Raw genomic sequence first — 24,747 nt, 5'->3', positions numbered from 1 at the left:
CAGGAGAATGATCATGCGTCGTTTGAGTGCAATGCTGAGTCTGCTCATCGCACTTGCAGCTCCGGCGATGGCTGCCGACAGCGCGAGTCTGAACAGGCAACAGCAGTTCGGCGACGTGACCATTCACTACAACGCGTTTGGCTCAGGAATGCTGCAGCCGTCGATTGCCAGGGACAATGGCCTGATCCGCAGCAAGGGCATGGGTGTGATCAACATCACTGCGATCAGAGACGGCAAAACCGTCACAGCCAGCGTCGACGGCTCGGTGGCAGACCTGACCGGCCGCAAGAAAGCGTTGAGCTTCAGGCCGGTCAGCGAAAACGGCTCCGTCAATTACATTGCGCAGTACGACGTGCAGCCCGACACCTCGGCCACCTACATCTTCACCATCAACGTGAAAACCGGTGACGACCAGGCCCACACGCTCAGCTTCAACCAGGAAATCTTTTCGGACCCATGATGAACTTCACCCAGCTCGTACTCGCCAGTCACAACGCCGGCAAACTCAAAGAACTTCAGGCCATGCTCGGCGGCAGCGTGCAATTGCGCTCGATCGGCGAGTTCAGCGGCGTGGAGCCTGAAGAGACGGGGCTGTCGTTCGTCGAGAACGCCATTTTGAAGGCTCGCAACGCCGCACGCATTTCAGGTTTGCCGGCACTGGCTGATGACTCGGGCCTTGCCGTGGATTTCCTCGGCGGAGCGCCGGGTATCTATTCGGCGCGCTATGCCGATGGCAAGGGTGATGCGGCGAACAACGCCAAACTGCTCGACGCCCTGAAGGATGTGCCGGAACACGCGCGCGGTGCGCAGTTCGTCTGCGTGCTGGCGCTGGTTCGTCACGCCGACGACCCGTTGCCCATTCTGTGTGAAGGCCTGTGGCATGGGCGCATCCTGACGGCCGCCAGCGGCGAGCACGGATTTGGCTACGATCCGCTGTTCTGGGTGCCTGAGCGCAATGTTTCGAGCGCCGAACTCAGTCCGGCCGACAAGAACCAGATCAGCCATCGTGCACGCGCCATGGCTATTTTGCGTCAGCGTCTGGAATTGCAATGAATCACGATTCAGACACCCGGCCGCTGATTCTCGGCGCGGCCGGTTTCAGCTCCGAGCAGCCAAGAAACCCGCTGACCGAACTGCCTCCGCTTTCGCTGTACATCCATATTCCGTGGTGCGTGCGCAAATGTCCGTACTGCGACTTCAACTCTCATACCGCCAGCGCGGTACTGCCTGAGCAAGAGTACGTCGACGCGCTGCTTGCCGACCTCGATCAGGACCTGCCAAGCGTTTATGGCCGCGCGTTGAGTTCGATCTTTTTCGGCGGGGGCACGCCCAGCCTGTTCAGCGCAGAGGCACTTGGGCGACTCTTGAAAGGGGTCGAGCAACGCATACCCTTCGCGCCCGATATCGAGATCACGCTGGAAGCCAACCCCGGCACGTTCGAGCAGGTGAAATTCAGCGCATACCGGGCCTTGGGCATCAATCGGCTGTCGATCGGCATTCAGAGCTTTCAGGAAGCCAAGCTCAAGGCGCTGGGCCGCATCCACAATGGCGACGAAGCGGTACGCGCCGCCGACATGGCGCGCCAGGCCGGTTTCGATAACTTCAATCTGGACTTGATGCACGGCTTGCCGGATCAGTCGCAGGACGATGCACTGGGCGATCTGCGCCAGGCCATCGCGCTGGCGCCGACCCATCTCTCCTGGTATCAGCTGACCCTGGAACCCAACACCGTTTTCTGGAATCAGCCGCCGACGCTGCCGGAAGACGACATCCTGTGGGACATTCAGGAGGCCGGTCAGGCGCTGCTGCGGGAAAACGGCTACGTGCAATATGAAGTCTCTGCCTACGCGCAACCCGGCCGTCCGGCACGACACAATCTGAATTACTGGAGTTTCGGCGACTTCATCGGCATCGGCGCAGGGGCTCACGGCAAGCTCAGCCACCCGGACGGACGCATCGTACGCACCTGGAAAACCCGGCTGCCCAAGGATTACCTCAATCCGGCCAAGTCGTATCAGGCCGGCGAGAAGCTGCTGGCGCTGGACGAAATGCCGTTCGAATTCCTGATGAACGCGCTGCGCCTGACAAAAGGCGTCGACGCTGCATTATTTCAGCGGCACACCGGTCTAAGCGTCGATTCGCTCGCCAGCGCGCGTCAGCAGGCTGAACAACGGGGCTTGCTCGAGCCCGACCCGATGCGTCTGGTGGCCACTGCTCGCGGGCAGTTATTTCTCAACGACCTGCTGCAGTATTTTCTTCTATAAGACTCAACGCTAAGGACACTGAATGGACCTCGTACTCGACCTGCTGGCAACTGTCTCGCGCTGGAGTCGCAGCAACCTTTCGGAAATCGCACTGGCGTTGGTGGGCTGTCTGCTGATCCTGTTCGGGGCCGACATCAAGGGCTGGATCGAAGGTCGCATCAGCAGCTTCGCCGGGGCCTTACGCGTTCCCGTCATGGCCCTGCTGTGCACCATCGGCAGCGGCGCCGCGCTCATCTACGCCACGCCATGGGTCGTGCGCGGGCTGAGCCAGTTCAACAACTACAGCCTGGCGCCAGTGTTGTTGGTGGTGCTGGTGCTGATCGGCGTTGTGGCGGATCGGAAGTGATCCAGGGCTGACACCACGCGCTCGCACGGCGGGCACGTCATCTATGGCAGCGAGCCTGCTCGCGAGAGCGCCAGTTCAGCCAGTGCACTACTACTGGCTGATCCGAAGCCTTCGCGAGCAATCTCGCTCGCACAGTGACTCATCGGCGGATGAGTCAGGCGGTTTTTTCGAACTTCAAATCCCAGACCCCATGCCCCAGACGCTCGCCACGGCGTTCGAACTTGGTGATCGGACGTTCCGCAGGGCGAGGGACGCATTTGCCGTCTTCGGCCAGGTTGCGGTAACCGGGAGCAACGTTCATCACTTCCAGCATGTATTCAGCGTAGGGCTCCCAGTCGGTAGCCATATGCAGGACGCCGCCGGGCTTGAGCTTGCTGCGAACCAGCGCCGCAAATTCGGCCTGAACGATGCGACGCTTGTGATGGCGCGCCTTGTGCCAGGGGTCCGGGAAGAACAGCATCAGGCGATCAAGGCTGTTATCGGCAATGCAACGATTGAGCACTTCGATCGCGTCGCAATCGTAGACCCGCACGTTGGTCAGGCCTTGCGTCAGAACGCCATTGAGCAGCGCACCGACACCAGGACGATGCACTTCAACGCCAATGAAATCCTGCTCGGGCGCCGCCGCTGCCATTTCCAGCAGCGAGTGCCCCATGCCGAAGCCGATTTCCAGCGTGCGCGGCGCAGAGCGGCCGAACACCTTGTCGAAATCAACCGGCTCGTCGGCCAGCGGCAGGACGAACAACGGTTTGCCTTGATCCAGGCCGCGCTGCTGGCCTTCGGTCATGCGACCGGCACGCATCACGAAGCTCTTGATGCGTCGATGATGGCTTTCATCGCCCTGTTCTTTACCGTCTTCGTCGTTCATCACTTCGTCGTCCGGAAGTGCATCGGGCTTTTGCGAATCAATCATCAACAGGCTCTTACTTGATCAGACCGTCCAGCGGCGAGGACGCGCTGGCATAGAGTTTCTTGGGCATACGACCCGCCAGGTAAGCCATGCGGCCTGCCAGAATGGCGTGTTTCATCGCTTCTGCCATCAATACCGGCTGCCCGGCGTGGGCAATGGCCGAGTTCATCAGCACCGCTTCGCAGCCCAGCTCCATCGCGATGGTGGCGTCCGAAGCAGTGCCGACACCGGCGTCGACCAGCACTGGTACTTTCGATTCTTCGAGAATGATCTGCAGGTTGTACGGGTTGCAGATCCCGAGCCCCGTGCCGATCAGGCCCGCCAGAGGCATGACCGCGCAGCAGCCGATTTCGGCCAGTTGGCGCGCGATGATCGGGTCGTCGCTGGTGTAGACCATCACGTCGAAACCGTCCTTGACCAGCGTTTCCGCAGCCTTGAGGGTTTCGATCACGTTAGGGAAAAGGGTCTTCTGATCAGCCAGAACTTCAAGCTTGACCAGGTTATGGCCGTCGAGCAGCTCACGCGCCAGGCGGCAGGTACGCACTGCTTCGATGGCGTCATAGCAACCGGCAGTGTTCGGCAAAATGGTGTAACGGTCAGGTGGCAGCACGTCGAGCAGGTTCGGCTCGCCCGGATTCTGGCCCAGGTTGGTACGACGCACGGCGACCGTCACGATTTCCGCGCCAGACGCTTCGATGGCCAGACGGGTTTCTTCCATATCCTTGTACTTGCCAGTGCCAACCAGCAGGCGCGACTGGAAAGTCCGACCGGCCACTGTAAACGGCTTGTCGCTATGAACATTGCTCATCGGAAATCCTCTTTACGGTTGAGGTTCTTGCAGTTCTTTCTGGATCGGGTCGCAGCGCGGATCGGCAGACCTAGCCACCGCCGATGGCATGCACCACTTCGACCTGATCGCCTTCATTCAGGGTCGTAGATGCGTGCTGGCTGCGCGGGACGATATCCAGATTGAGTTCGACTGCGATCCGACGTCCGACCAGATCCAGACGTGTCAGCAATGCCGCGACGGTCTCGCCGTCGGGCAGTTCAAAGGATTCACCGTTCAACTGAATGCGCATGCGAATGGCAGCCATCATTTTAGGGGGCGAGCATTCTAGCCCGATCAGCCTCCGGGACCAAGGCAAAGGCACGCCATTCGTCTCAGCCGGGGGGCAATGGTTTCACCTGTGGGAGGTCGGCCACTCAAAGGGTATCCACGCCCAGCCGCCAGGCCGTCCAACCCAGAATGAACCAGCCGATGAGAAAGCACAGCCCGCCTATCGGCGTGATGATGCCCAGCTTGCTCACTCCCGTGAGAGTCAACACGTACAGGCTGCCCGAGAACAACAGGATACCGAGCGTAAAGGCGATGCCGGCGTAACTGACCAGCCGCCCTTGAATCTGAGTCGCCAGGATCGCCACGCCGAAGATCGCCAGCGCGTGAATCAGCTGATAGAGCACGCCGGTCTGGAAGATCGCAAGGTATTCAGGGGTGAGGCGGTTTTTAAGGCCATGGGCAGCGAATGCGCCCAGCGCGACGCCGGTAAATCCGAAGAAAGCGGCCAGCATCAAGAAGGTTCGTAGCATGGGTGACTCCGTCAAAAATCGTTCTATCCTGCGTGGTCTGTATAATGGCCCGCTCAACCGCTTCGGCCAAGCCATCTCTATGCTGCGTTTCCTGCTCAGTCGTATCGCCAAAGTCCTGCTCTGGTTTGCAGCGGCAAGTGTCGTGCTGGTTTTGATCTTCCGCTGGGTGCCACCCCCCTTCACCGCGCTGATGGCCGAGCGCAAGATTGAATCATGGTTCGACGGCAAGCCCATTGATCTGCAGCGTGACTGGCAGCCATGGGACAAAATCTCCGACGATCTCAAAGTCGCGGTCATTGCCGGGGAAGACCAGAAGTTCGCCGAGCATTGGGGCTTCGATATCGACGCCATTCAGGCGGCGCTGGTGCATAACGAGCGCGGCGGTTCGATTCGCGGCGCCAGCACGCTGAGCCAGCAGGTGTCCAAGAACCTGTTCTTATGGTCAGGCCGCAGTTATTTGCGCAAGGGACTGGAGGCGTGGTTTACCGGATTGATCGAGGTATTCTGGTCCAAGCAGCGAATCCTTGAGGTGTACGTCAACAGCGTCGAGTGGGACGACGGGGTTTTCGGCGCGCAAGCGGCTGCGCAGCACCACTTCCATGTCAACGCCGGCCAGTTGTCGACGCAGCAGGCCAGTTACCTCGCCGCAGTGCTGCCAAACCCCCGCGAATGGAGCGCCAGCAATCCGAGCAGCTACGTCTCACGACGGGCCGGCTGGATTCGCCAGCAAATGCGCCAGCTGGGTGGTGATGAGTATCTGGTGGGGTTGAATCACAGCCGCAAATGGTGAGGTAGCCCAACGCTCACTGAAACCCATAAACAAAAACGCCCCGATCATCTCGGGGCGCTTCGTTTCAGTCTTTCGCTTAAGCGGCGATTGACGACTTCAGTTTGTTCATCGCGCTCTTTTCGAGCTGACGAATCCGCTCGGCAGAGACGTTGTACTTCTCGGCCAGATCGTGCAGCGTCGCTTTTTCCTCGGCCAGCCAACGCTGATAGAGGATGTCGCGGCTGCGCTCATCGAGCACGTTCAACGCTTCGTGCAGGTTGGCGGTGGAGCTGTCAGTCCAATCGGAATCTTCCAGCTGACGCGCCGGATCGTAACGGTGGTCTTCCAGGTAGTTGGCCGGGGACTGGAACGCGCTGTCGTCGTCGGCTTCAGCAGCCGGGTCGAACGCCATGTCGTGGCCAGTCAGACGGCTTTCCATTTCGCGCACTTCGCGCGGTTCAACGCCCAGGCTTTCCGCCACACGATGAACTTCTTCGTTGTTCAGCCAGGCCAGACGCTTCTTCTGGCTGCGCAGGTTGAAAAACAGCTTGCGCTGAGCCTTGGTGGTCGCGACTTTCACGATGCGCCAGTTGCGCAGGATGAATTCGTGAATTTCGGCCTTGATCCAGTGCACAGCAAACGACACAAGGCGCACACCCATCTCAGGGTTGAAGCGCTTCACGGCCTTCATCAGGCCGACGTTACCTTCCTGGATCAGGTCAGCCTGAGCCAGTCCATAACCGGAATAACTGCGTGCGATATGCACGACAAATCGCAGGTGGGCGAGCACCATCTGCCGAGCCGCCCCTAGATCCTGCTCGTAATAGAGACTCTCGGCCAGTTCACGCTCCTGCTCGGGCGTCAGCAGTGGAATGCTGTTTACCGTGTGCACATAGGCTTCCAGGTTTGCACCCGGAACCAAGGCATAAGCAGGTTGCAAAGAATTGGTCATACGAAAAAACCTCCGACACATGACTCGTGCAGTTCAGCACTGCGAAATTGACCGGGAACCGCTAGACAAGTTCCCTTAGCTGAAAAGTCAATAGATGAAACAAAATTTACGCTACAAAAGTGACCTGAACATTAAAACTCAACGAGGTGCCAGCTCTCTCAAATGGCGTGCGACCGCAATCCACGCACCGATATAACCCAACAACACGGCTCCTAGCAAGAGCGACAGACCATCTGCCATCGGCACCCCCGCCAGCGCGAAGTTACTGCCATACAACCCGGCCAGCTTGACGACCGCCTCGTTCAGCCAATCCAGGCCGAAAGCGAGCACGCCCCATGACAGTACCCCGGCACCGAATCCATACAGCGCGCCCATATAAAGGAAAGGCCTGCGCACGTAGCTGTCCGTGCCGCCCACCAATTTGATGACTTCAATTTCGGTGCGCCGGTTCTCGATGTGCAGACGGATGGTATTGCCGATGACCAGCAACAGCGCACCCACCAGCAATACAGTGAGGCCGAAAACGAAGCGGTCACCCAGCTTCAGGATCGCTGCCAGACGCTCGACCCAGACCAGATCCAGCTGAGCCTGCTGCACCTTCGGCAGTTCAGCCAGGCGCGTACGTAACGCCTCCAACGCGGCTTTGTCAACTTCCAGCGGTGTAACCAGCACAACGCCAGGCAGCGGGTTTTCCGGCAGTTCCTTGAGCGCCTCGCCCAGACCGGACTGCTGCTGAAACTCGTTCAACGCCTGATCACGACTGATGTACTCGGCATCCGCCACGCCCGGCATCTGCTTTATCTGACTGACCAGACTGTCGCCTTCGCTCGACGAGGCATCGAGCTGCAAATAAAGCGATATCTGCGCGGCACGCTGCCAGGACCCGCCCAGACGCTCGACGTTGTTCAACAGTAGCGACAAGCCCATCGGCAAGCTCAGCGCGATGGCCATGACCAGACAGGTGAAAAAGCTGCCGATCGGTTGCTTGCCCAAACGGCGCAGACTGTCCAGCAAACTGGAGCGATGGGCTTCGATCCATGCGTTGAACAGCGTGCCGAAATCCGGGCCGTCGTCATCGTCGTGTTTCTTTTTCTTCTGAGGCGCGGGATCGGCGGCCTTGGGGGCCACGCGCTCGGAAACCTTGGGACTGCGAGTCGCACTCATGCTCCAGCCTCCCCGTCGCCGATCAGTCGGCCGCGTTGCAGTGTCAGCATGCGATGACGCATGCGCGCAATCAGGGCCAGGTCGTGACTGGCGATCAGCACGCTGGTGCCAAGGCGATTGATGTCTTCGAAGACGCCCATGATTTCCGCTGCCAGCCTTGGATCGAGGTTACCGGTCGGTTCGTCCGCCAGCAGCAAGGCCGGGCGGTGAACGATGGCGCGGGCAATACCCACGCGCTGTTGCTGACCTGTGGACAGGTCGCCGGGGTACAACTCGGCCTTGTCAGAGAGCGCCACGCGCTCCAGTGCCGAATCGACGCGTTTGGTCACCTCGGTTTTGGACAACCCCAGAATCTGCAGGGGCAAGGCGACGTTATTGAACACCGTGCGGTCGAACAGCAACTGGTGATTCTGAAACACCACGCCGATCTGACGACGCAGAAAGGGAATCTGCGCCGTGCTGATCTGGCCCAGGTCCTGACCGGCCAGCAGCAACTTGCCGGTGGTTGGGCGTTCCATGGCGAGCAACAGACGCAATAGCGTACTTTTGCCGGCGCCAGAGTGACCGGTTACAAACAGAAATTCCCCACGACGTACTCGAAAGCTCAGCTCATGCAAGCCGACGTGTCCGTTCGGATAGCGTTTACCGACCTGTTCGAAACGAATCATGTGCGCTCCCGCTCGGCGAAAAGGGCCTGAACGAAGGGTTCAGCCTCGAAAGTCCGCAAGTCGTCGATGCCCTCACCGACACCGATGTAACGGATCGGCAGACCGAACTGCTTGGCCAGCGCGAAGATCACGCCGCCCTTGGCCGTGCCGTCCAGCTTGGTGAGCGCAAGTCCGGTGAGGCTGACGGTCTGATTGAACTGCTTGGCCTGGTTGATAGCGTTCTGCCCGGTACCGGCGTCGAGCACCAGCAGCACCTCGTGCGGGGCATGCTCGTCCAGTTTGCCGATCACGCGGCGAACCTTCTTCAGCTCTTCCATCAGGTTATCTTTGGTGTGCAGACGGCCAGCGGTGTCAGCGATCAGTACATCGATACCGCGCGCTTTGGCCGCCTGCACGGCATCGTAAATCACCGAAGCCGAATCGGCGCCCGTGTGCTGAGCGATCACCGGAATCTTGTTGCGCTCACCCCAGACCTGTAACTGCTCGACCGCCGCGGCGCGGAACGTATCGCCAGCGGCAAGCATGACTTTCTTGCCTTCGAGCTGGAGTTTTTTCGCCAGCTTGCCGATCGTCGTGGTCTTGCCTGCGCCATTGACGCCGACCACGAGAATCACGAACGGCTTGTGCTCGGAGCCAATGACCAACGGCGCTTCAACCGGCTTGAGCATCTCAGTCAGCTCGCTCTGCAGCGATTTGTACAGCGCATCGCTGTCCGTGAGTTGTTTTCGCGCCACTTTCTGCGTCAGGTTGCGCACGATCAAGGACGTGGCTTCAACACCGACGTCGGCCGTCAGCAGGCGGGTTTCGAGCTCATCGAGCATGTCGTCGTCGATGGCTTTCTTGCCCAGGAACAGGCTCGCCATTCCTTCGCCGAGACTGGCGCTGGTTTTCGACAGGCCTTGTTTCAGGCGCGCGAAGAAACCGGGCTGTTTCGATTGGACGGGCGCCTGCTCAGTCGCAACCGGCACCGCGGGAGTCTCTGCCAAAGGCACGACCGGCGCCGCGACGGGCGGCGGCGTGACAGTAGGCGGGGCCAGTGACGGCAGATCATCGCCGGCTACCGGATCAGGCAGGGCGGGCGGCGCAGGCTCGACCAACGGGATCGCGTGCGTCTCAGCGGTCTGACGGGGGGCCGCTTCATCGGGAACGTTCAGTGCGCCAGTCTCAGGTTGCTCCAACACGACCGCCTGCGGTGGAATCTGCGGCGTCACGTGGGGCTCGCCTTCATCCGTCAAAGCGACCGGTTCTTCGGCCACTGGCAACTTCAACCAAGGCTCTGCGCCAGGCGCCTGGTCAGTGACGGGCTCGACGACAACAGGCGGCTCGCTCGAAACGAGAGCCTCCGGAGCGCGCTCGGCGGGAATCGGCGGAGCGACTTGGGGCTCAGCGGCGATTTGTGGTTCAGCAGCGACCGGCGTCTCTTCAACGACGGGCTCGGGCGCTGTTTCAGGTGCGGTCTGTGGCTGCTCGTTGACGGTTTCCTGCGGCTTTTTGCGCAGCCATCCGAACAGGCCTTTCTTCTCGCCAGCCGGGGCTGGGGTCTTCTTGTCGTCGTTGGAACCAAACATGGAGGACGGCTATCTCAAGGTAGCGACGCGCCAGAGCGGCGCCTCTGAAAAATTCTGTCAATGCGAAACAGACTGCTTTTATGTCTGCTTGTTCATAGCCTGCCTGGACACATCACCCGGACGTCGCGTCTGCCCTGACAAGGGTCGTCAAGGCCATTTCTTACGAAGTCCGTTTACGACTCACACATCTTAGCCGTGGTCGGCAAGCAAACTGGTCGCTATCCTAGGGCGTGTGATCACATATTTCCACCGCCGCGTTCCCGCGCAAAAGCGCGTAAGACAAGGCGCAAGCCGTGAGGGATGTGTGTTTCCCTGCCAGGATCTGTAACGCATTATGGCGCGCTTTCAGACCACCCTCCGGAGCGCTGCGGGAAATATGTGATGATACGCCCTAACCCCTGCGCCCGCCGACGCTAAGTTCATGCAGGCCGCCTCGAAGGTTCAAATTACGAATGAATGCTCTTGCCCGCTGCGCCGCAGGCCTGCTGCTCAGCACGATCTGTTTGCCCTTTGCAGCCCTGGCTGCCGACCCTCAACCCACCTCCGAATTCACGCTCGATAACGGCCTGAAAGTCATTGTGCGCGAAGACCATCGCGCACCGGTCGTGGTTTCTCAGGTCTGGTACAAGGTTGGCTCCAGCTATGAGACGCCAGGCCAGACCGGCCTTTCCCACGCACTGGAACACATGATGTTCAAGGGCAGCGCAAAAGCGGGTCCTGGCGAGGCGTCACTGATCCTCCGCGATCTTGGCGCGGAAGAAAACGCATTCACCAGTGACGACTACACCGCTTACTACCAGGTGCTGGCGCGTGACCGTTTGAGTGTGGCGTTCGAGCTTGAGGCTGACCGCATGGCCAGCCTGCGTCTGCCGCCCGAAGAGTTCGCTCGCGAGATTGAAGTCATCAAGGAAGAACGCCGCCTGCGCACGGACGACAAGCCCAATGCCAAGGCGTACGAGCGCTTCAAGGCAATCGCTTACCCCGCCAGCGGCTACCACACGCCGACCATCGGCTGGATGGCTGACCTGGACCGCATGACCGTTCAGGAGCTGCGCCACTGGTACGAGTCCTGGTACGTGCCGAACAACGCCACGCTGGTTGTGGTGGGCGACGTGAAACCCGATGAAGTGAAAGCACTGGCGCAACGCTTCTTCGGGCCGATTCCTCGCCGCGATGTACCGCCCTCCAAAAAGCCGCTGGAGCTCGCCGAACCCGGATTGCGCCAGATCACCGTGCATGTGGCCACGCAAATGCCCAGTCTGATGTATGGCTTCAACGTGCCCAGCCTTGCAACCGCCACCGATCCGCAGTCGGTCAATGCCTTGCGCCTGATCTCTGCCTTGCTCGACGGCGGCTACAGCGCCCGCATCCCGGCGCGTCTGGAGCGTGGTGAAGAACTGGTGACCGGCGCGTCGTCGGACTACGACGCCTACACCCGTGGCGACAGCCTCTTCACCATCAGCGCCACGCCTAATCAGCAGAAAAAGAAAACCCTGGCAGACGCGGAAGCCGGCATCTGGCGTCTTCTCGACGAGCTGAAGACCAAGCCACCGACCAAAGAGGAACTGGAACGGGTTCGGGCGCAGGTCATCGCGGGGCTGGTCTATGAACGCGACTCCATCACCAGTCAGGCCAGCACCATTGGTGAGCTGGAAACGGTGGGACTGTCCTGGAAGCTGATCGATCAGGAACTGGCGGCGCTGCAGAGCGTGACGCCTGACGACATTCAAAAAGCAGCACGCACGTATTTCACCCGCGAACGCCTCGCCGTTGCGCACGTTTTGCCTGAGGAGAAAGCCCAATGACCAAGCGCATCGACACCCGCGCTGCACGGCCTCGGGCCTCGGTACTGCTGCTGACCGCGACGCTGAGCCTGCTTGGCGCCGCACTTGTGCAGGCGGACGCGCCAGCCGACGCACCCAAGGCAATCGACAAGGCGGCATCCACGCTGGAATCACTGAAGGCGCTTGATGGAAAGGCCCCACCCCGCCGCGACCTGAACATTCAATCGTGGCAGACCGCAGAGGGCGCGCGGGTATTGTTCGTCGAAGCCCATGAGCTGCCGATGTTCGACATGCGCCTGCTGTTTGCCGCGGGCAGCAGTCAGGACGGCGCCACGCCGGGAATCGCACTTGTGACCAACGCCATGCTCAATGAGGGCGTAAAGGGCAAAGACGTGAGCGCGATCGCCGAAGGATTCGAAGGACTGGGCGCGGACTTCGGCAACGGCTCCTATCGCGACATGGCCATTGCTTCGCTGCGCAGCCTGAGCGCCCCTGAAAAGCGCGAGCCTGCGCTGAAGCTGTTTTCAGAAGTCGTGGGCAAGCCTACGTTTCCCGCCGACTCGCTGGCCCGTATCAAAAACCAGCTGATGGCGAGCTTCGAGTACCAGAAACAGAACCCTGGCAAGCTGGCGGGTGATGAGCTGTTCAGACGTCTCTATGGCGACCATCCTTATGCACACCCGAGCATGGGCACGGCCAAAACCATCCCGCCGCTCACGCTTGCCCAATTGAAGGCGTTTCACGCCAAGGCGTACGCCGCCGGAAATGCTGTCATCGCGCTGGTGGGCGACCTGTCGCGGGCCGAAGCGCAAGCCGTCGCGGCGCAGGTGTCGGCGGCGCTGCCAAAAGGCCCGGCGCTGGCGAAGACCGCTGCTCCTACCGAGCCCAAAGCCGGCGAAACCCACATCGAGTTTCCGTCCAAGCAGACTCATCTGATGATGGCTGAGCTAGGCATTGACCGCGCCGACCCGGATTACGCGGCACTGTCGCTGGGGAATTCGATTCTCGGCGGCGGTGGCTTCGGCAGCCGTCTGATGGCCGAAGTTCGTGAGAAACGCGGCCTGGCTTACGGCGTATCCTCTGGCTTCACGCCCATGCAGGCTCAAGGTCCGTTCATGATTGGCTTGCAGACCCGCGCTGAAATGAGCCAGAACACGCTGCAACTGGTCAAGGATGTCACCCGTGACTTTCTCGCCAATGGTCCCACGCAGAAAGAACTCGACGATGCCAAGCGCGAGCTGGCCGGCAGTTTTCCGCTCTCGACCGCCAGCAACTCGGCAATCGTCGGTCAACTCGGCGCGATTGGCTTCTATAATCTGCCTCTGACATTCCTCGAAGACTTCATGACGCAATCGCAGAGCCTGACGGTCGAGCAAATCAAGGCCGTCATGAACAAGCATCTGGACGTCGACAAGCTGGTGATCGTGACCGCAGGTCCGACCGTCCCGCAGAAGCCTCTGCCGCCACCTACTGATAAACCAGCCGAGCAACCACTCGGCGTACCGGAGCACTAATGACCTCGACTTCAAAGCCGCCGCGCATCCACAAAGGCCACAAAATCCATACGGGCCTGGGCCAGTTGCGGATCATCGGCGGCGAATGGCGCAGTCGGCGTCTGAGCTTCCCGGATGGCCCGGGGCTGCGGCCTACGCCGGACCGCGTTCGGGAAACCCTGTTCAACTGGCTCGCGCCTTATATCGAAGGCGCGCGCGTGCTGGACCCGTTCGCGGGGAGCGGCGCCTTGTACCTCGAAGCCCTGTCGCGAGGGGCGAGCATGGGCCTGGCGCTGGACACCAATTCGGCGGCCATTTCCAGCTTGCGCGAGCATCTGGGCACGTTACGCTGCACGGTCGGCAAGACCTCCAGCGGCGACGCACTGCGCTATCTGGAGACCCAACCGGCGGAACAATTCGACGTGGTGTTTCTCGACCCACCCTTCCACCAGAATCTTCTGCTCCCGGCGTGCGCGTTGCTGGAAGAACGGGCATGGCTGGCAGATAACGCCTGGATCTACACCGAAAGTGAAACCGCGCCGTCTTCACTTGGCCTGCCCGCCAACTGGCGCTTGCACCGCGAGAAAAAGGCCGGACAGGTTTACTACGCGTTGTGGGAACGAAGTGTCATCGCCAGCTGACCGCCGCCCGTTCGTCCCCGCGTTCGGTCTCGGCAACCCGCATTTGCAGACCCTCTGGGGGCCGCTCTGGCGCCGGACCATTCATCTGGACCGGCGCCGTGAGCGGATATGGCTGGACGATGGCGATTTTCTCGACATGGACTGGCACGGGCCGCACGACGCCCACGTACCGGTCGTTCTGGTCCTGCACGGGCTGACCGGATCGTCCAATTCGCCTTACGTGGTCGGCCTGCAGCAAGCCATGGAAAAACTCGGCTGGGCGAGCGTGGCGCTCAACTGGCGAGGTTGTTCTGGCGAGCCGAACCTGTTGCCGCGAAGCTATCACTCAGGCGTCAGCGAAGACCTTGCGGCTGTGCTCGCGCACCTCAGAGCCGCACGCCCGCTCGCGCCCCTTTACGCGGTCGGCTACTCGCTGGGCGGCAACATTTTGCTCAAGCACCTGGGCGAGTCGGGGCTGGACAGCAACCTTCAAGGCGCTGCTGCCGTGTCGGTCCCGTTCAGGCTCGACGAGTGTGCCGACCGTATCGGTCTGGGCTTCTCGCGGGTCTACCAGCGCCATTTCATGCGGGAAATGCTCGGTTACATCAAAGACAAGCAGCGCCGGTTTCAGCACGAGGGGCTCAGCGACGGCCTGGCGGAGCTCGCCGCTTTGGGCTCGCTCAAAAACCTGCGCACTTTCTGGGAGTTCGACGGGCGGGTAACGGCGCCACTCAACGGCTTCGTGGATGCCCATGACTACTACCGCCGCGCGTCAAGCCGCTATTTCCTCGGCGCGATCCGGACGCCGACGTTGCTGGTGCAATCACTCGACGACCCCTTCGTGTTCAAACACAGTCTCCCTGATGCCGGTGAGTTGTCGGCAAGCACGCGATTAGACCTGCAAAACCGTGGCGGGCACGTGGGCTTCGTCGGCGGAACGATCAGAACGCCGTCCTACTATCTGGAACAGCGCATCCCGGCCTGGCTGGCGGACGTGCATGGCGCTCAGACCCACCTCTGAATCGTATCGGCGAGCCCGATTGCCGGGCGAGAATCAGTCGCCCGTTGCGACGCCACGGGCCGGATCGTTGATCCATTCGCTCCAGGATCCGGCGTAGAGCCCACCGAGCGGATAGCCCGCCAGGCACAGGGCAAACAGGTTGTGGCAGGCCGTGACGCCCGAGCCGCAATAGGCGACCAGCGCCTGCGGCGCCCTACCTTTCAATGTCTCGGCGAAGCGTTGTTTGAGCTGCTCGGCTGGCAAGAAGCGACCATCGGGGCCGAGGTTGTCAGTGAATGCGGCGCATTGAGCACCCGGAATATGGCCTGCGATCGGGTCGATGGGCTCGACTTCTCCGCGAAAACGCGCGGGTGCCCGGGCATCAATCAAGGTCAGGTCAGCCTGCCCCAGCCGGGCCTGCAGCTGCTCGGCGCTGAGTACCAGCGCATCGTCGGGCTGCCCCTGAAATGTGCCCCTTCGTTGCAGCGGCGGATCCAGGCTCAGCGGCAGACCGGCGGCATGCCAGGCCTTGAGCCCGCCATCGAGCAGATAGACGCCTTCTCGCTTGCCCAGCCATGCCAGTAACCACCACGCCCGGGCGGCATAAGCGCCGGGGCCATCGTCGTACAGCACGATATCGCTGTCCGGGTTGACGCCCCAGAACTGCAGCCGCTCGGTCAGAATCTGAGGATCCGGCAAAGGGTGTCGCCCCGTCACCCCTCTGACGATTGGCCCACTCAGGTCATTGAGCAGGTCGGCGTAGGACGATCCTTCGATATGGCCTTCCGCGTAGCTGCGCTGGCCGTAGTCCAGATCATCGAGCGAGGAGCGACAATCGAGAATGACAAGACCCGGTTGCTTGAGGCGGGCTTCCAGTTGTTGCGGGCTGATCAATTGCGCGATGGACATGACGGGCTCCTGCAGACAGTGAAAATGGGGCAATACGACGATCGATTCGAGGCCAGCCGGTCTCAGCCGGCGTCCTCCAGTGCCTTGTTCAGCGGCACATAAAATTCTGCGCACAGCGCATGCACGGCCTCGTGCGCCTGGGGCGTCACGTAAGCCAGTTCCAGCATCAAAACCTGATAAACGCCTCGACGAATCGCGTCTTCGCTCAAATGCGTGGCGTTCTCTCTGGTCGTGCACAGGAAGCGAACCCACGACGTCAGAATGATCCAGGCATTGAGCGTCAGCGACTCGATCTGCACCTGATTCATGCTCAGGATCTGCGCCTCGACGAACCCGCCATAGATAGACATCGCCTTGATCAGACAATGCTGGGAAAACCGCCGATAACGCGCTGCCAGCTCTGGATCGGCGTCGAGCAAGTGTTCGAGATCGCGATGCAGGAAGCGATAACGCCACATGCCATCGAGGATCGCCACCAGGTAATGGCGCTTGTCCTCGACGCCGGGAAGGCGACCTTTGGGCGGGTGAAGAAAGCTGTCGACGAGGGTTTCGTATTCAGTGAACAGCTCGGCGATGATCGCCTGCTTGTTGGGGAAGTGGTAATAGAGATTGCCTGGCGAAATCTCCATGTGCGCCGCGATGTGGTTGGTGCTGACACTGCGCTCGCCTTGCTGATTGAACAGCTCCAGGCTGCTCTGCACGATGCGTTCGCGGGTCTTGATGCGTAAGGTTTTGATGCGCGGCGCCATGCTCAGCTCAAACGTCAGGACGTAACAGGATTGTGCTGGATCTTAACGCAAGCTTCAGGATCGCGGGCAGTCTTCACGGCTCGAACTGCGCCCTGCTGCACGAGATGCACATCGGCGCGGCGCCGATTGACTTTTTAGAGTGATGACTCTAAAAAGACTCAAACCCAAGAGCGCCGCCGCGATGCCTGCCGAATCCATGCGTCTACCACTGCCGGAAAACTCAGCTCCGCAGCACGATGAGCTTGCCGTGCAGTTCGACGCACAGCGTCGAGCCTTCGCCGCCAATCCGATGCCGACGGCGGGTCAGCGACGACAGTGGCTCGACGGCCTGCATCGCGCGCTCAGCACCGAACGACAGGCGATCATCAATGCGATCAGCGCCGATTTCAGCCATCGCAGTGCGGACGAAACACTGCTGGGCGAACTGATGCCCAGTCTTCACAACATCCGATACGCCCAGCGTCAGCTGAAAAGGTGGACGCGACCGTCTCGACGCCGCGTCGGCCTGGCGTTCCAGCCTGCCAGCGCGAAAGTGATCTATCAGCCCCTCGGCGTGGTGGGCGTGATCGTGCCGTGGAATTACCCGCTGTTTCTGGCGATCGGGCCGCTGGTCGGCGCGCTGTCAGCGGGTAATCGCGTAATGCTCAAGCTCAGCGAAGCCACGCCTGCGACCGGCCAGTTGCTGAAAACCTTGCTAGGACGGGTGTTCTCAACAGATCTGGTGTCCGTGGTTCTCGGTGAAGCCGATGTTGGCGTCGCGTTTTCCAGACTGCCCTTCGACCACCTTCTGTTCACGGGCGCAACCAGCATCGGGCGGCATGTGATGCGCGCCGCCGCCGAAAATCTCACGCCTGTCACGTTGGAACTGGGCGGAAAATCGCCAGCCATCGTCTCCGCTGACGTGCCGATAGAGGACGCAGCCCAGCGGATCGCGTTCGGCAAGACCTTCAATGCAGGACAGACCTGTGTGGCCCCGGACTACGTGCTGGTACCCAGAGATCGCATCGATGCGTTCGTCGCTGCCTACACCCAGGCCGTTACCGGTTTTTTTCCTGCGCTGGATGACAACCCGGACTACACCGCCATCATCAGCCCTCGGCATGTCGCTCGTCTTGAGCATTACCTGACCGACGCTCGGAGCAAAGGCGCGAAGGTTATCTCGCTGTTCGAACGAGGTCAGGGGCGCCGAATGCCGTTCAGCCTGCTGCTGGATGTCAGTGACGATATGATCGTGATGCAGGACGAAATCTTCGGGCCACTGCTGCCCATCGTGCCGTACGAGACTATCGAACAGGCCTTCGATTACATCAACGCCCGACCTCGCCCACTGGCGCTGTATTACTTCGGCTACGACAAGGCTGAACAGAACCGCGTGCTGGAGCAGACACATTCCGGCGGCGTGTGCCTGAATGACACGTTGCTGCATGTCGCCCAGGACGACCTGCCTTTCGGCGGCATAGGCGCCTCTGGCATGGGGCATTACCATGGCCGCGAAGGATTTCTGACGTTCAGCAAGGCCAAAGGCGTGTTCATCAAGCAACGCTTCAATGCGGCACGTCTGATTTATCCGCCTTACGGCAAGGCCCTTCAGAAGCTGATCCATAAGCTGTTCATACGCTGAAAGGCGAACCGGGACCTGCACCGAGCCGACTTGGCCCACCCGACGCGCTGCGATACCATCCCAGTCCCTTTACGGACTCCGACCAGGACGACGCGATGAACCGAGTGTTGTACCCAGGCACCTTCGACCCCATCACCAAGGGCCATGGCGATCTGGTCGAGCGCGCTTCGCGCCTGTTCGATCAGGTCATCATTGCCGTCGCCGCCAGCCCGAAGAAAAACCCGCTCTTCCCGCTGGAACAACGCGTCGAGCTGGCGCGTGAAGCCACCCGGCACCTGCCCAATGTCGAAGTCGTCGGATTCTCCAGCCTTCTGGCGCATTTTGCCCAGGAACAGAACGCCAACATCCTGTTGCGCGGCCTGCGGGCGGTGTCTGACTTCGAGTACGAATTCCAGCTGGCGAACATGAACAAACAGCTGGCACCTGACGTAGAAAGTCTTTTTCTCACGCCGTCCGAACGTTATTCGTTCATATCATCTACGCTGGTCAGGGAAATCGCAGCGTTGGGGGGTGATATCACGAAGTTCGTCCACCCTGCGGTCGCACAGGCGCTGAGTGAAAGGTTCAAGTCCTGATCCCATGCGTCACGGCTTAGGTGCATACCGAGCGCTAATGCGGCACAATTCGCCGCATTAGATTTGATATGCCCCGGTGTCGACCGCGGCAGGAGTATCCATGTCCCTGATCATCACCGACGATTGCATCAACTGCGACGTCTGCGAACCCGAGTGCCCGAACGAAGCAATTTCCCAGGGGGAAGAGATCTATGTGATCAATCCGAACCTGTGCACCGAGTGCGTCGGCCATTACGACGAGCCGCAGTGTCAGCAAGTCTGCCCCGTGGACTGCATCCCGCTGGATGAAAACCACGTCGAGAGCAAAGACGAACTGATGGCCAAGTACCAGTTGATTACCAGCAAGGCATAAAAACCGAAGGCATATTTGTCGGCATACGCGCTTTCGCCGAAGACACTGGCTGTAAATGCCTGTTGAACTGAGCGAGATACGCATGACATCGAAGTCAACGCCGATACTTTCCTTGTTTGGCGCAGCCATTCTGCTGTTCGCCGTTTCGGTCCACGCGCAACCTGATCATCCTGATCAGGCCGCAATTGCCAGCCCACATCCCCTCGCTACTGCCGCCGGTCGGGAAATCCTGATCGATGGCGGTAACGCATTCGATGCCGCCATTGCCATCAGCGCCACCCTGGCAGTGGTCGAGCCATACGGCTCGGGCCTGGGCGGTGGCGGGTTTTTCCTGCTGCGGCAAGCGGGCGATCCCGTTCAGTATCAGTTTCTGGATGCGCGCGAAAAAGCCCCGCTCAAGTCCCGGCCCAAAATGTTCCACCGCAACGGCATCGTCCAGCCTGACCTGTCTCTGAACGGGCCATTGGCGGCTGCGATTCCGGGCATGCCTGCGGCGCTGGTCGAACTGGCCGAGCGATACGGCCGTCTGCCGCTGTCCATCTCCCTCGCGCCCGCGATACGCACGGCATACCGCGGCTTCAAGGTCGACGAAGTCTATCGGGAGCGCGCCAGCTGGCGGTTGTTTGCGCTGCGCAGCAACAAGGAAAGCGCGCGCCTGTTCCTGCGTAACAACGATGTGCCGAACCTGGGGGACGTCATCACTCAACCCGAACTGGCGCAAACGCTGGACCGTCTGGCGGACAAAGGGCGAGCGGGCTTTTACAGCGGCCTGACAGCGCAGGCGATGGTCAGCGGTGTGCGGCGCGCAGGAGGCATCTGGAATTACCACGATTTTGAAGAGTACAACGTCATCACGCGCACGCCGCTGCGCTTTCAGATGGCCGACCAGCGCGAGCTGATCAGCGCGCCGCCGCCCTCAGCCGGCGGCATTGCACTGGCGCAAAGTCTGTTCATGCTTCAGCAGCTGCCATGGCGCGAGTCTGCCAAGGTGCAACGCGCACACTACGTGGTGGAAGTACTACGCCGCGCCTACCGCGACCGCGTGCTGTTCGGCGACCCGGACTTCGTACCCAACCCCATCGCCCAGGTGCTGGCGCCGGATTATCTTTTTCAGCTTTCCACCAGCGTCGATCCTCACCGCGCGACACCGAACAACGCGCTGCCTCCGGCACCTCGCTGGCGTGAAGGTGACAACACCAGCCACTTTTCCGTGCTCGACAGCGAAGGCAACGCCGTTGCGGCAACGCTCTCACTCAATCTGCCGTTCGGCTCGACGTTCACGGTTCCGGGGACCGGCGTGGTGCTCAACGATGAGATGGACGATTTTTCGATCGATCCCAAGGGCAGCAATACCTCTGGCCTGCCGGGCAGTCAGGCCAACGTCATTGAACCGGGCAAGCGCCCGCTTTCGAGCATGAGCCCCAGCTTTATCGAGAGCCCCCACGCCTTTGCCGCGTTCGGCACACCCGGCGGCAGCAGAATCCCAAGCATGGTGCTGCTGTCGATGCTGCAGTATCTGGACGAGCAACCGATCGCCAACTGGGTATCGGCGCGTCGTTATCACCATCAGTACACGCCTGACGTGGTGGAGTACGAATCCGGCGCTTTCAATGAGGCGGAACTGGCTGACTTACGTGAGCGCGGCTACCCGCTGAAGGAAGCCAAACGCGACTTCGGCAATCAGCAAGTGCTCCTGTGGAACAAAAACAGCGCGAAGGTCGAAGCCGCCAGCGATCCACGTGGCGTAGGAGTTTCGAACACGTTCAGCCCTGACAGCCGACTGAGGCTGGTGCGGACCTGCGCCGATCAGTCTTGCTTGCCGTAGCCGCTCGTCGTGCAACCGAGGCAGCGGACGAACGCTGCCTTGCCTGGATCGACCACCAGCGCTTTACCGGTAGCGCCCAGGTTGCCGCCCGCAGCGGCGAAAGGCGAGGCAACCACGAAAAGCCCGGCCCCGATCACAGTGGCGACGATCAACAAGGGGCGCGCGATCAGCAGGTCGCCGATCATCGCGTATGCAGGAGGATTCTGGATTTCGTAGACCGGATCGCCACTGCCGGACACTTCGACCTGTGCCCAGGCCGGCGCCATCTGCAAGCCGAAGAACAGGGCCAGGGTAGCAGCGAGAATACGAAACGGGCTCATGGCAGATCCTTCGGGCTCAGCAGAAAAGTGATGCTGCTCACTATAAACAGGGATCGGGGTTACGCAAGGGGCCGTGTGTTTCATTCCCGACACAGAGGTTGCACCGACCACCGAGGTTGACGACCTCGACCTTACTTCTGACATTTGGGGCAATAAACGCTGGCGCGCTGCCCCAGTTTGATCTCGCGCAGCGTCGTACCGCAGACCTTGCACGGCTGTTCGCCACGCCCGTAGGCAAAGAGTTCTTGCTGAAAATAACCGGGCTGCCCGTCACCCCCGATAAAGTCCCGCAGCGTCGTGCCGCCGCGCTCGATGGCGGCGGCCAGGATGCGTTTGATCTCGATTGCCAGCTTGATATAGCGCGCCTTGGAAATACTGCCGGCCGCTCGACGCGGGTCGATGCCGGCAGCGAACAGCGCCTCTGTCGCATAAATGTTGCCGACGCCCACGACAACGGCGTTATCCATGATGAACGGCTTGACCGCCATGGCGCGACCGCGAGACAGCTCGAACAGGCGCAGACCATCGAACAGATCGGTCAACGGCTCAGGCCCGAGGCGAATCAACAGCTCATGATTGTGCGGGTCAAGACTCCACAGCATCGCCCCGAAACGCCGAGGATCGGTGTAGCGCAGCGCCAGCCCCGACTCCAGTTCGATATCGACATGTTCGTGCTTGAGCGCGGGCAGCCCCGCCTCTACCAGACGAAGATTCCCGGACATCCCCAGATGGCTGATCAACGTACCCACTTCGGCCTGAATCAACAGGTACTTCGCGCGGCGCTCGACCACCACAATCTTCTGCCCCGACAGGCGCACATCAAGGTCTTCCGGGATCGGCCAGCGCAGGCGTCGATCACGCACGATCACGCGACTGACGCGCTGACCTTCCAGATGAGGCGCGATGCCCCGACGGGTGGTTTCGACTTCAGGTAATTCAGGCATTGGGGGCTCGACGCAGGATTGAGCGAGGGCGCGCAGGATCAGTGCGCGCTCAGCTCGCGAATGCTTTCCTTGAGGTTTTCAAAGTCGTAGTCGGACAGACCGACGTAGTCCAGGACCAGATGGCCGATGCTGTTCCATTCATGATCGATGGTCTGATTACCCAGCACGCGATGCGACGAGCAGATGTGCTCGGCCATCTTGAGGATTGCCAGTAGATTTTTCAGCGGCGCATTGCGGCCCGAATCATCCTGAAAGATTGCCAGCGCGTTGTGATGGTTGGCGATTGCATTGCTGACATGTTCCGGCAAACGCCAGGACTTGGCAGTGAAATAGCCAACAACCGCATGGTTCGTATTGAGGATGCGGTTTTCTGTGTCAACCACGCGGACATCCGGGCTGGCCTTGGCGTAAGCCTCTTCAAGCACGTTCATGTATTCGGGAAAACGCTTGAGCATGAGCGGAATGCCGCAGTCGTGAAACAGGCCCAGCGCATAGGATTCGTCGACCGTCTGCGAGCCGATGCGCTTGGCCAGCGTCAGGCTCGTCATCGCGACGTCTTGCGCGGTGTCCCAGAAGCGGTTGAGCACCACGATGGTCTCGTCGCTCATCTCGCCCTTGATCGACTGGGCGTTGATGAGGTTGATCACCGAACGGCTGCCCAGCAGGTTGACCGCACGCTGGATCGAGGCAATTTTGTTGGCGAGGCCGTAATGCGCCGAGTTGACGATCTTCAACAGCGCGCCGGACAAGCCAGGGTCCTGCGCAATCAACCGGGCGATCACACCCAGATCAGGGTCGGGCATGTACTGCTCCATCTGCAAATCCACCATGATTTGCGGCTGGGGCGGCACGCTGATGCCTTGCAACGCCTGCTGAATCTGCTCGGAAGTAAGCTCTTGGGACATAAGTACACACTCAAGGTCAGGGGGCGATTCTAACCCTTACCGCCCATGCTTCGACAGCCGTTGAAACACTTAATGGATCCGACCGGCTGCTTGTTTGTAAATTCATCCGGACCGCCCGCGTGCCGGATGACGGGTTATAATCCCGCTCTTTTTTTCGGAGCGACGTCATGTCCCTGCCCAGCTTGCGCCTCAAGCCCAACGCCGACCGTCGCCTGCGCGCCGGTCACCTGTGGATCTACAGCAACGAAATCGACGTTGCCGCCACCCCGCTCAACGGCTTTGCACCAGGCGCCCAGGCGATCCTTGAAGCAGCGGGCGGCAAACCTTTGGGCATCGTCGCGATGAGTCCGAATAACCTGATATGCGCCCGCTTGCTGTCGCGCGACATCAAGTTGCCGTTGGACAAGTCGTTGCTGGTACATCGCCTGAACGTCTGCCTGTCCCTGCGCGAGCGCCTGTTCGACAAGCCTTTTTATCGCCTGGTGTACGGCGATTCCGACCTGCTCCCCGGTCTGGTCGTCGACCGTTTCGGCGATATTCTGGTCGTGCAGCTGGCATCGGCCACCATGGAGCAGCATAAGGACGACGTGCTGGCTGCGCTGATTCAAGTGCTCAAGCCAAGCGGCATTCTGCTCAAGAACGATTCGGCTGCGCGCGACGCGGAAGGCTTGAATCGCTACGTCGAAACCGCATTCGGCCTGGTGCCTGAGTGGGTCGCGCTGGAAGAGAACGGCGTGAAATTCGAAGCGCCGGTCATGGAAGGCCAGAAAACCGGCTGGTTCTACGATCACCGCATGAACCGCGCGCGCCTGGCGCCGTATGTCAAAGGCAAGCGCGTGCTGGACCTGTTCAGCTACATCGGCGGCTGGGGCGTCCAAGCGGGCGCTTTCGGCGCGAGCGAAGTGTTCTGCGTCGATGCGTCAGGCTTTGCACTGGACGGCGTAGAGCGCAACGCGGCGCTCAACGGTTTTGCCGAGAAAGTCACCTGCATCGAAGGCGACGTTTTCGAAGCCCTTAAAGAGCTCAAAGCCGCCGAAGAGCGCTTCGACGTGATCGTCGCCGACCCGCCCGCGTTCATCAAACGCAAAAAAGACCTGAAAAACGGCGAAGGCGCCTACCGTCGCCTGAACGAGCAAGCGATGCGCCTGCTCAGCAAGGACGGCATTCTGGTCAGCGCATCCTGCTCGATGCACCTGCCGGAAGACGATCTGCAAAACATCCTCCTGACCAGCGCCCGCCACCTGGACCGCAACATCCAGTTGCTGGAACGCGGCGGCCAAGGCCCGGACCACCCGGTCCATCCAGCCATTCCGGAAACGCGATACATCAAGAGCATTACGTGTCGGTTGTTGCCGAATAGTTGAGGAGATGCTGCGTCTGGAAGGACGCCATCGCAGGCAGGCATGCTTTTAAAGGAATTTG

General features: G+C 60.6%; 27 protein-coding genes. 14 read left to right on the top strand and 13 right to left on the bottom strand.

From position 1 onward, the window contains the following. Window positions 1–13: 13 nt before the first annotated feature. From AAGQ88_RS01315 to AAGQ88_RS01300, 4 genes are read left to right on the top strand one after another with little or no spacing between them, the layout of a single operon-like run. Window positions 14–460: a DUF4426 domain-containing protein gene (locus tag AAGQ88_RS01315; RefSeq protein WP_285423559.1), complete on the top strand. Its 447-nt coding sequence runs from the start codon at window positions 14–16 to the stop codon at window positions 458–460. Further along, complete coding sequence (rdgB, locus tag AAGQ88_RS01310; protein WP_342654237.1) at window positions 457–1,053, top strand: RdgB/HAM1 family non-canonical purine NTP pyrophosphatase; 597 nt, start codon at window positions 457–459, stop codon at window positions 1,051–1,053. Before AAGQ88_RS01315 ends, rdgB begins: the two co-directional genes overlap by 4 nt. Beyond that, complete coding sequence (gene hemW / locus AAGQ88_RS01305; RefSeq protein WP_342654236.1) at window positions 1,050–2,264, top strand: radical SAM family heme chaperone HemW; 1,215 nt, start codon at window positions 1,050–1,052, stop codon at window positions 2,262–2,264. Before rdgB ends, hemW begins: the two co-directional genes overlap by 4 nt. A 22-nt stretch (window positions 2,265–2,286) precedes the next feature. Then, window positions 2,287–2,610, top strand: coding sequence for a DUF3392 domain-containing protein (locus AAGQ88_RS01300; RefSeq protein WP_093468219.1), 324 nt, complete (start codon window positions 2,287–2,289; stop codon window positions 2,608–2,610). A gap of 154 nt (window positions 2,611–2,764) precedes the next feature. On the opposite strand, the gene trmB is transcribed toward AAGQ88_RS01300, so the two are convergent. The 4 genes from trmB to AAGQ88_RS01280 all read right to left on the bottom strand — a co-directional run bounded on the left by trmB (window position 2,765) and on the right by AAGQ88_RS01280 (window position 5,107). Next, entirely contained in the window at window positions 2,765–3,478 is a 714-nt protein-coding gene (gene trmB, locus AAGQ88_RS01295) for a tRNA (guanosine(46)-N7)-methyltransferase TrmB (RefSeq protein ID WP_285423667.1), read from the bottom strand. 55 nt (window positions 3,479–3,533) lie between these two features. After that, window positions 3,534–4,328: a thiazole synthase gene (locus AAGQ88_RS01290; RefSeq protein WP_342654235.1), complete on the bottom strand. Its 795-nt coding sequence runs from the start codon at window positions 4,326–4,328 to the stop codon at window positions 3,534–3,536. 70 nt (window positions 4,329–4,398) lie between these two features. Next, complete coding sequence (gene thiS / locus AAGQ88_RS01285; protein ID WP_093468809.1) at window positions 4,399–4,599, bottom strand: sulfur carrier protein ThiS; 201 nt, start codon at window positions 4,597–4,599, stop codon at window positions 4,399–4,401. A 124-nt stretch (window positions 4,600–4,723) separates the two neighbouring features. Further along, window positions 4,724–5,107, bottom strand: coding sequence for a DUF423 domain-containing protein (locus tag AAGQ88_RS01280; protein ID WP_285423562.1), 384 nt, complete (start codon window positions 5,105–5,107; stop codon window positions 4,724–4,726). A 79-nt stretch (window positions 5,108–5,186) separates the two neighbouring features. Here AAGQ88_RS01280 and mtgA point away from each other — a divergent pair, with 79 nt between their 5' ends. Further along, window positions 5,187–5,897, top strand: coding sequence for a monofunctional biosynthetic peptidoglycan transglycosylase (mtgA, locus tag AAGQ88_RS01275; RefSeq protein WP_342655725.1), 711 nt, complete (start codon window positions 5,187–5,189; stop codon window positions 5,895–5,897). A 76-nt stretch (window positions 5,898–5,973) separates the two neighbouring features. Here the strand turns inward: mtgA and rpoH are convergent, their stop codons facing one another. The 4 genes from rpoH to ftsY all read right to left on the bottom strand — a co-directional run bounded on the left by rpoH (window position 5,974) and on the right by ftsY (window position 10,228). Next, entirely contained in the window at window positions 5,974–6,828 is an 855-nt protein-coding gene (gene rpoH, locus AAGQ88_RS01270; protein WP_093468210.1) for an RNA polymerase sigma factor RpoH, read from the bottom strand. Between the two features lie 138 nt (window positions 6,829–6,966). Next, window positions 6,967–7,992: a permease-like cell division protein FtsX gene (gene ftsX, locus AAGQ88_RS01265; RefSeq protein WP_342654234.1), complete on the bottom strand. Its 1,026-nt coding sequence runs from the start codon at window positions 7,990–7,992 to the stop codon at window positions 6,967–6,969. Then, window positions 7,989–8,660 carry a cell division ATP-binding protein FtsE gene (ftsE, locus tag AAGQ88_RS01260; RefSeq protein ID WP_093468204.1) on the bottom strand — a complete coding sequence of 224 codons (672 nt, stop codon included), beginning with the start codon at window positions 8,658–8,660 and terminating at the stop codon, window positions 7,989–7,991. The genes ftsX and ftsE overlap by 4 nt, the downstream gene beginning before the upstream one ends. Continuing rightward, window positions 8,657–10,228 (bottom strand): signal recognition particle-docking protein FtsY, encoded by a 1,572-nt coding sequence (gene ftsY, locus AAGQ88_RS01255; RefSeq protein ID WP_342654233.1) that lies wholly within the window; start codon window positions 10,226–10,228, stop codon window positions 8,657–8,659. The genes ftsE and ftsY overlap by 4 nt, the downstream gene beginning before the upstream one ends. Before the next feature lie 452 nt (window positions 10,229–10,680). Between ftsY and AAGQ88_RS01250 the strand changes: the two genes are divergently transcribed. The 4 genes from AAGQ88_RS01250 to AAGQ88_RS01235 are packed head-to-tail and all read left to right on the top strand — an operon-like array spanning window position 10,681 to window position 15,146. Beyond that, on the top strand, window positions 10,681–12,033 hold the full coding sequence (locus tag AAGQ88_RS01250) for a pitrilysin family protein (protein WP_285423565.1): 1,353 nt from the start codon (window positions 10,681–10,683) through the stop codon (window positions 12,031–12,033). Continuing rightward, complete coding sequence (locus tag AAGQ88_RS01245; protein ID WP_342654232.1) at window positions 12,030–13,526, top strand: pitrilysin family protein; 1,497 nt, start codon at window positions 12,030–12,032, stop codon at window positions 13,524–13,526. The genes AAGQ88_RS01250 and AAGQ88_RS01245 overlap by 4 nt, the downstream gene beginning before the upstream one ends. Continuing rightward, the gene (gene rsmD / locus AAGQ88_RS01240) at window positions 13,526–14,146 is read left to right on the top strand and encodes a 16S rRNA (guanine(966)-N(2))-methyltransferase RsmD (RefSeq protein ID WP_285423567.1); all 621 of its coding nucleotides are present in this window, start codon (window positions 13,526–13,528) and stop codon (window positions 14,144–14,146) included. Before AAGQ88_RS01245 ends, rsmD begins: the two co-directional genes overlap by 1 nt. Continuing rightward, on the top strand, window positions 14,130–15,146 hold the full coding sequence (locus AAGQ88_RS01235) for a hydrolase (RefSeq protein ID WP_342654231.1): 1,017 nt from the start codon (window positions 14,130–14,132) through the stop codon (window positions 15,144–15,146). Before rsmD ends, AAGQ88_RS01235 begins: the two co-directional genes overlap by 17 nt. Before the next feature lie 33 nt (window positions 15,147–15,179). Here the strand turns inward: AAGQ88_RS01235 and AAGQ88_RS01230 are convergent, their stop codons facing one another. Both AAGQ88_RS01230 and AAGQ88_RS01225 read right to left on the bottom strand, forming a co-directional pair. Then, on the bottom strand, window positions 15,180–16,034 hold the full coding sequence (locus AAGQ88_RS01230) for a sulfurtransferase (protein ID WP_285423569.1): 855 nt from the start codon (window positions 16,032–16,034) through the stop codon (window positions 15,180–15,182). 62 nt (window positions 16,035–16,096) lie between these two features. After that, window positions 16,097–16,783: a TetR/AcrR family transcriptional regulator gene (locus AAGQ88_RS01225; protein WP_342654230.1), complete on the bottom strand. Its 687-nt coding sequence runs from the start codon at window positions 16,781–16,783 to the stop codon at window positions 16,097–16,099. Between the two features lie 196 nt (window positions 16,784–16,979). Here AAGQ88_RS01225 and AAGQ88_RS01220 point away from each other — a divergent pair, with 196 nt between their 5' ends. The 4 genes from AAGQ88_RS01220 to ggt all read left to right on the top strand — a co-directional run bounded on the left by AAGQ88_RS01220 (window position 16,980) and on the right by ggt (window position 21,156). Further along, window positions 16,980–18,404 carry a coniferyl aldehyde dehydrogenase gene (locus tag AAGQ88_RS01220; RefSeq protein ID WP_342655724.1) on the top strand — a complete coding sequence of 475 codons (1,425 nt, stop codon included), beginning with the start codon at window positions 16,980–16,982 and terminating at the stop codon, window positions 18,402–18,404. A 95-nt stretch (window positions 18,405–18,499) separates the two neighbouring features. Continuing rightward, the gene (coaD, locus tag AAGQ88_RS01215; protein ID WP_093468178.1) at window positions 18,500–18,979 is read left to right on the top strand and encodes a pantetheine-phosphate adenylyltransferase; all 480 of its coding nucleotides are present in this window, start codon (window positions 18,500–18,502) and stop codon (window positions 18,977–18,979) included. Between the two features lie 100 nt (window positions 18,980–19,079). Then, the gene (locus AAGQ88_RS01210) at window positions 19,080–19,331 is read left to right on the top strand and encodes a YfhL family 4Fe-4S dicluster ferredoxin (protein ID WP_074752410.1); all 252 of its coding nucleotides are present in this window, start codon (window positions 19,080–19,082) and stop codon (window positions 19,329–19,331) included. A gap of 82 nt (window positions 19,332–19,413) precedes the next feature. Then, window positions 19,414–21,156 (top strand): gamma-glutamyltransferase, encoded by a 1,743-nt coding sequence (gene ggt, locus AAGQ88_RS01205; RefSeq protein WP_342654229.1) that lies wholly within the window; start codon window positions 19,414–19,416, stop codon window positions 21,154–21,156. Here ggt and AAGQ88_RS01200 read toward each other — a convergent pair. From AAGQ88_RS01200 to AAGQ88_RS01190, 3 genes are all read right to left on the bottom strand, one after another. Continuing rightward, window positions 21,138–21,476 (bottom strand): multidrug transporter, encoded by a 339-nt coding sequence (locus tag AAGQ88_RS01200; protein WP_285423572.1) that lies wholly within the window; start codon window positions 21,474–21,476, stop codon window positions 21,138–21,140. The genes ggt and AAGQ88_RS01200 overlap by 19 nt on opposite strands. A gap of 131 nt (window positions 21,477–21,607) precedes the next feature. Further along, on the bottom strand, window positions 21,608–22,420 hold the full coding sequence (gene mutM / locus AAGQ88_RS01195) for a bifunctional DNA-formamidopyrimidine glycosylase/DNA-(apurinic or apyrimidinic site) lyase (protein WP_093468169.1): 813 nt from the start codon (window positions 22,418–22,420) through the stop codon (window positions 21,608–21,610). A 38-nt stretch (window positions 22,421–22,458) separates the two neighbouring features. Further along, entirely contained in the window at window positions 22,459–23,271 is an 813-nt protein-coding gene (locus AAGQ88_RS01190) for an HDOD domain-containing protein (protein WP_285423670.1), read from the bottom strand. Between the two features lie 221 nt (window positions 23,272–23,492). On the opposite strand from AAGQ88_RS01190, the gene AAGQ88_RS01185 reads away from it, so the two are divergent. Continuing rightward, window positions 23,493–24,689, top strand: coding sequence for a class I SAM-dependent rRNA methyltransferase (locus tag AAGQ88_RS01185; protein ID WP_285423574.1), 1,197 nt, complete (start codon window positions 23,493–23,495; stop codon window positions 24,687–24,689). The last annotated feature ends 58 nt before the right edge of the window (window positions 24,690–24,747 follow it).

The organism is Pseudomonas sp. F3-2 (assembly GCF_038804275.1).
Lineage (GTDB): Bacteria > Pseudomonadota > Gammaproteobacteria > Pseudomonadales > Pseudomonadaceae > Aquipseudomonas.
The sequence above is the reverse complement of the archived record's forward strand: the minus strand, read 5'-3'. Positions and strand labels throughout refer to the sequence as shown.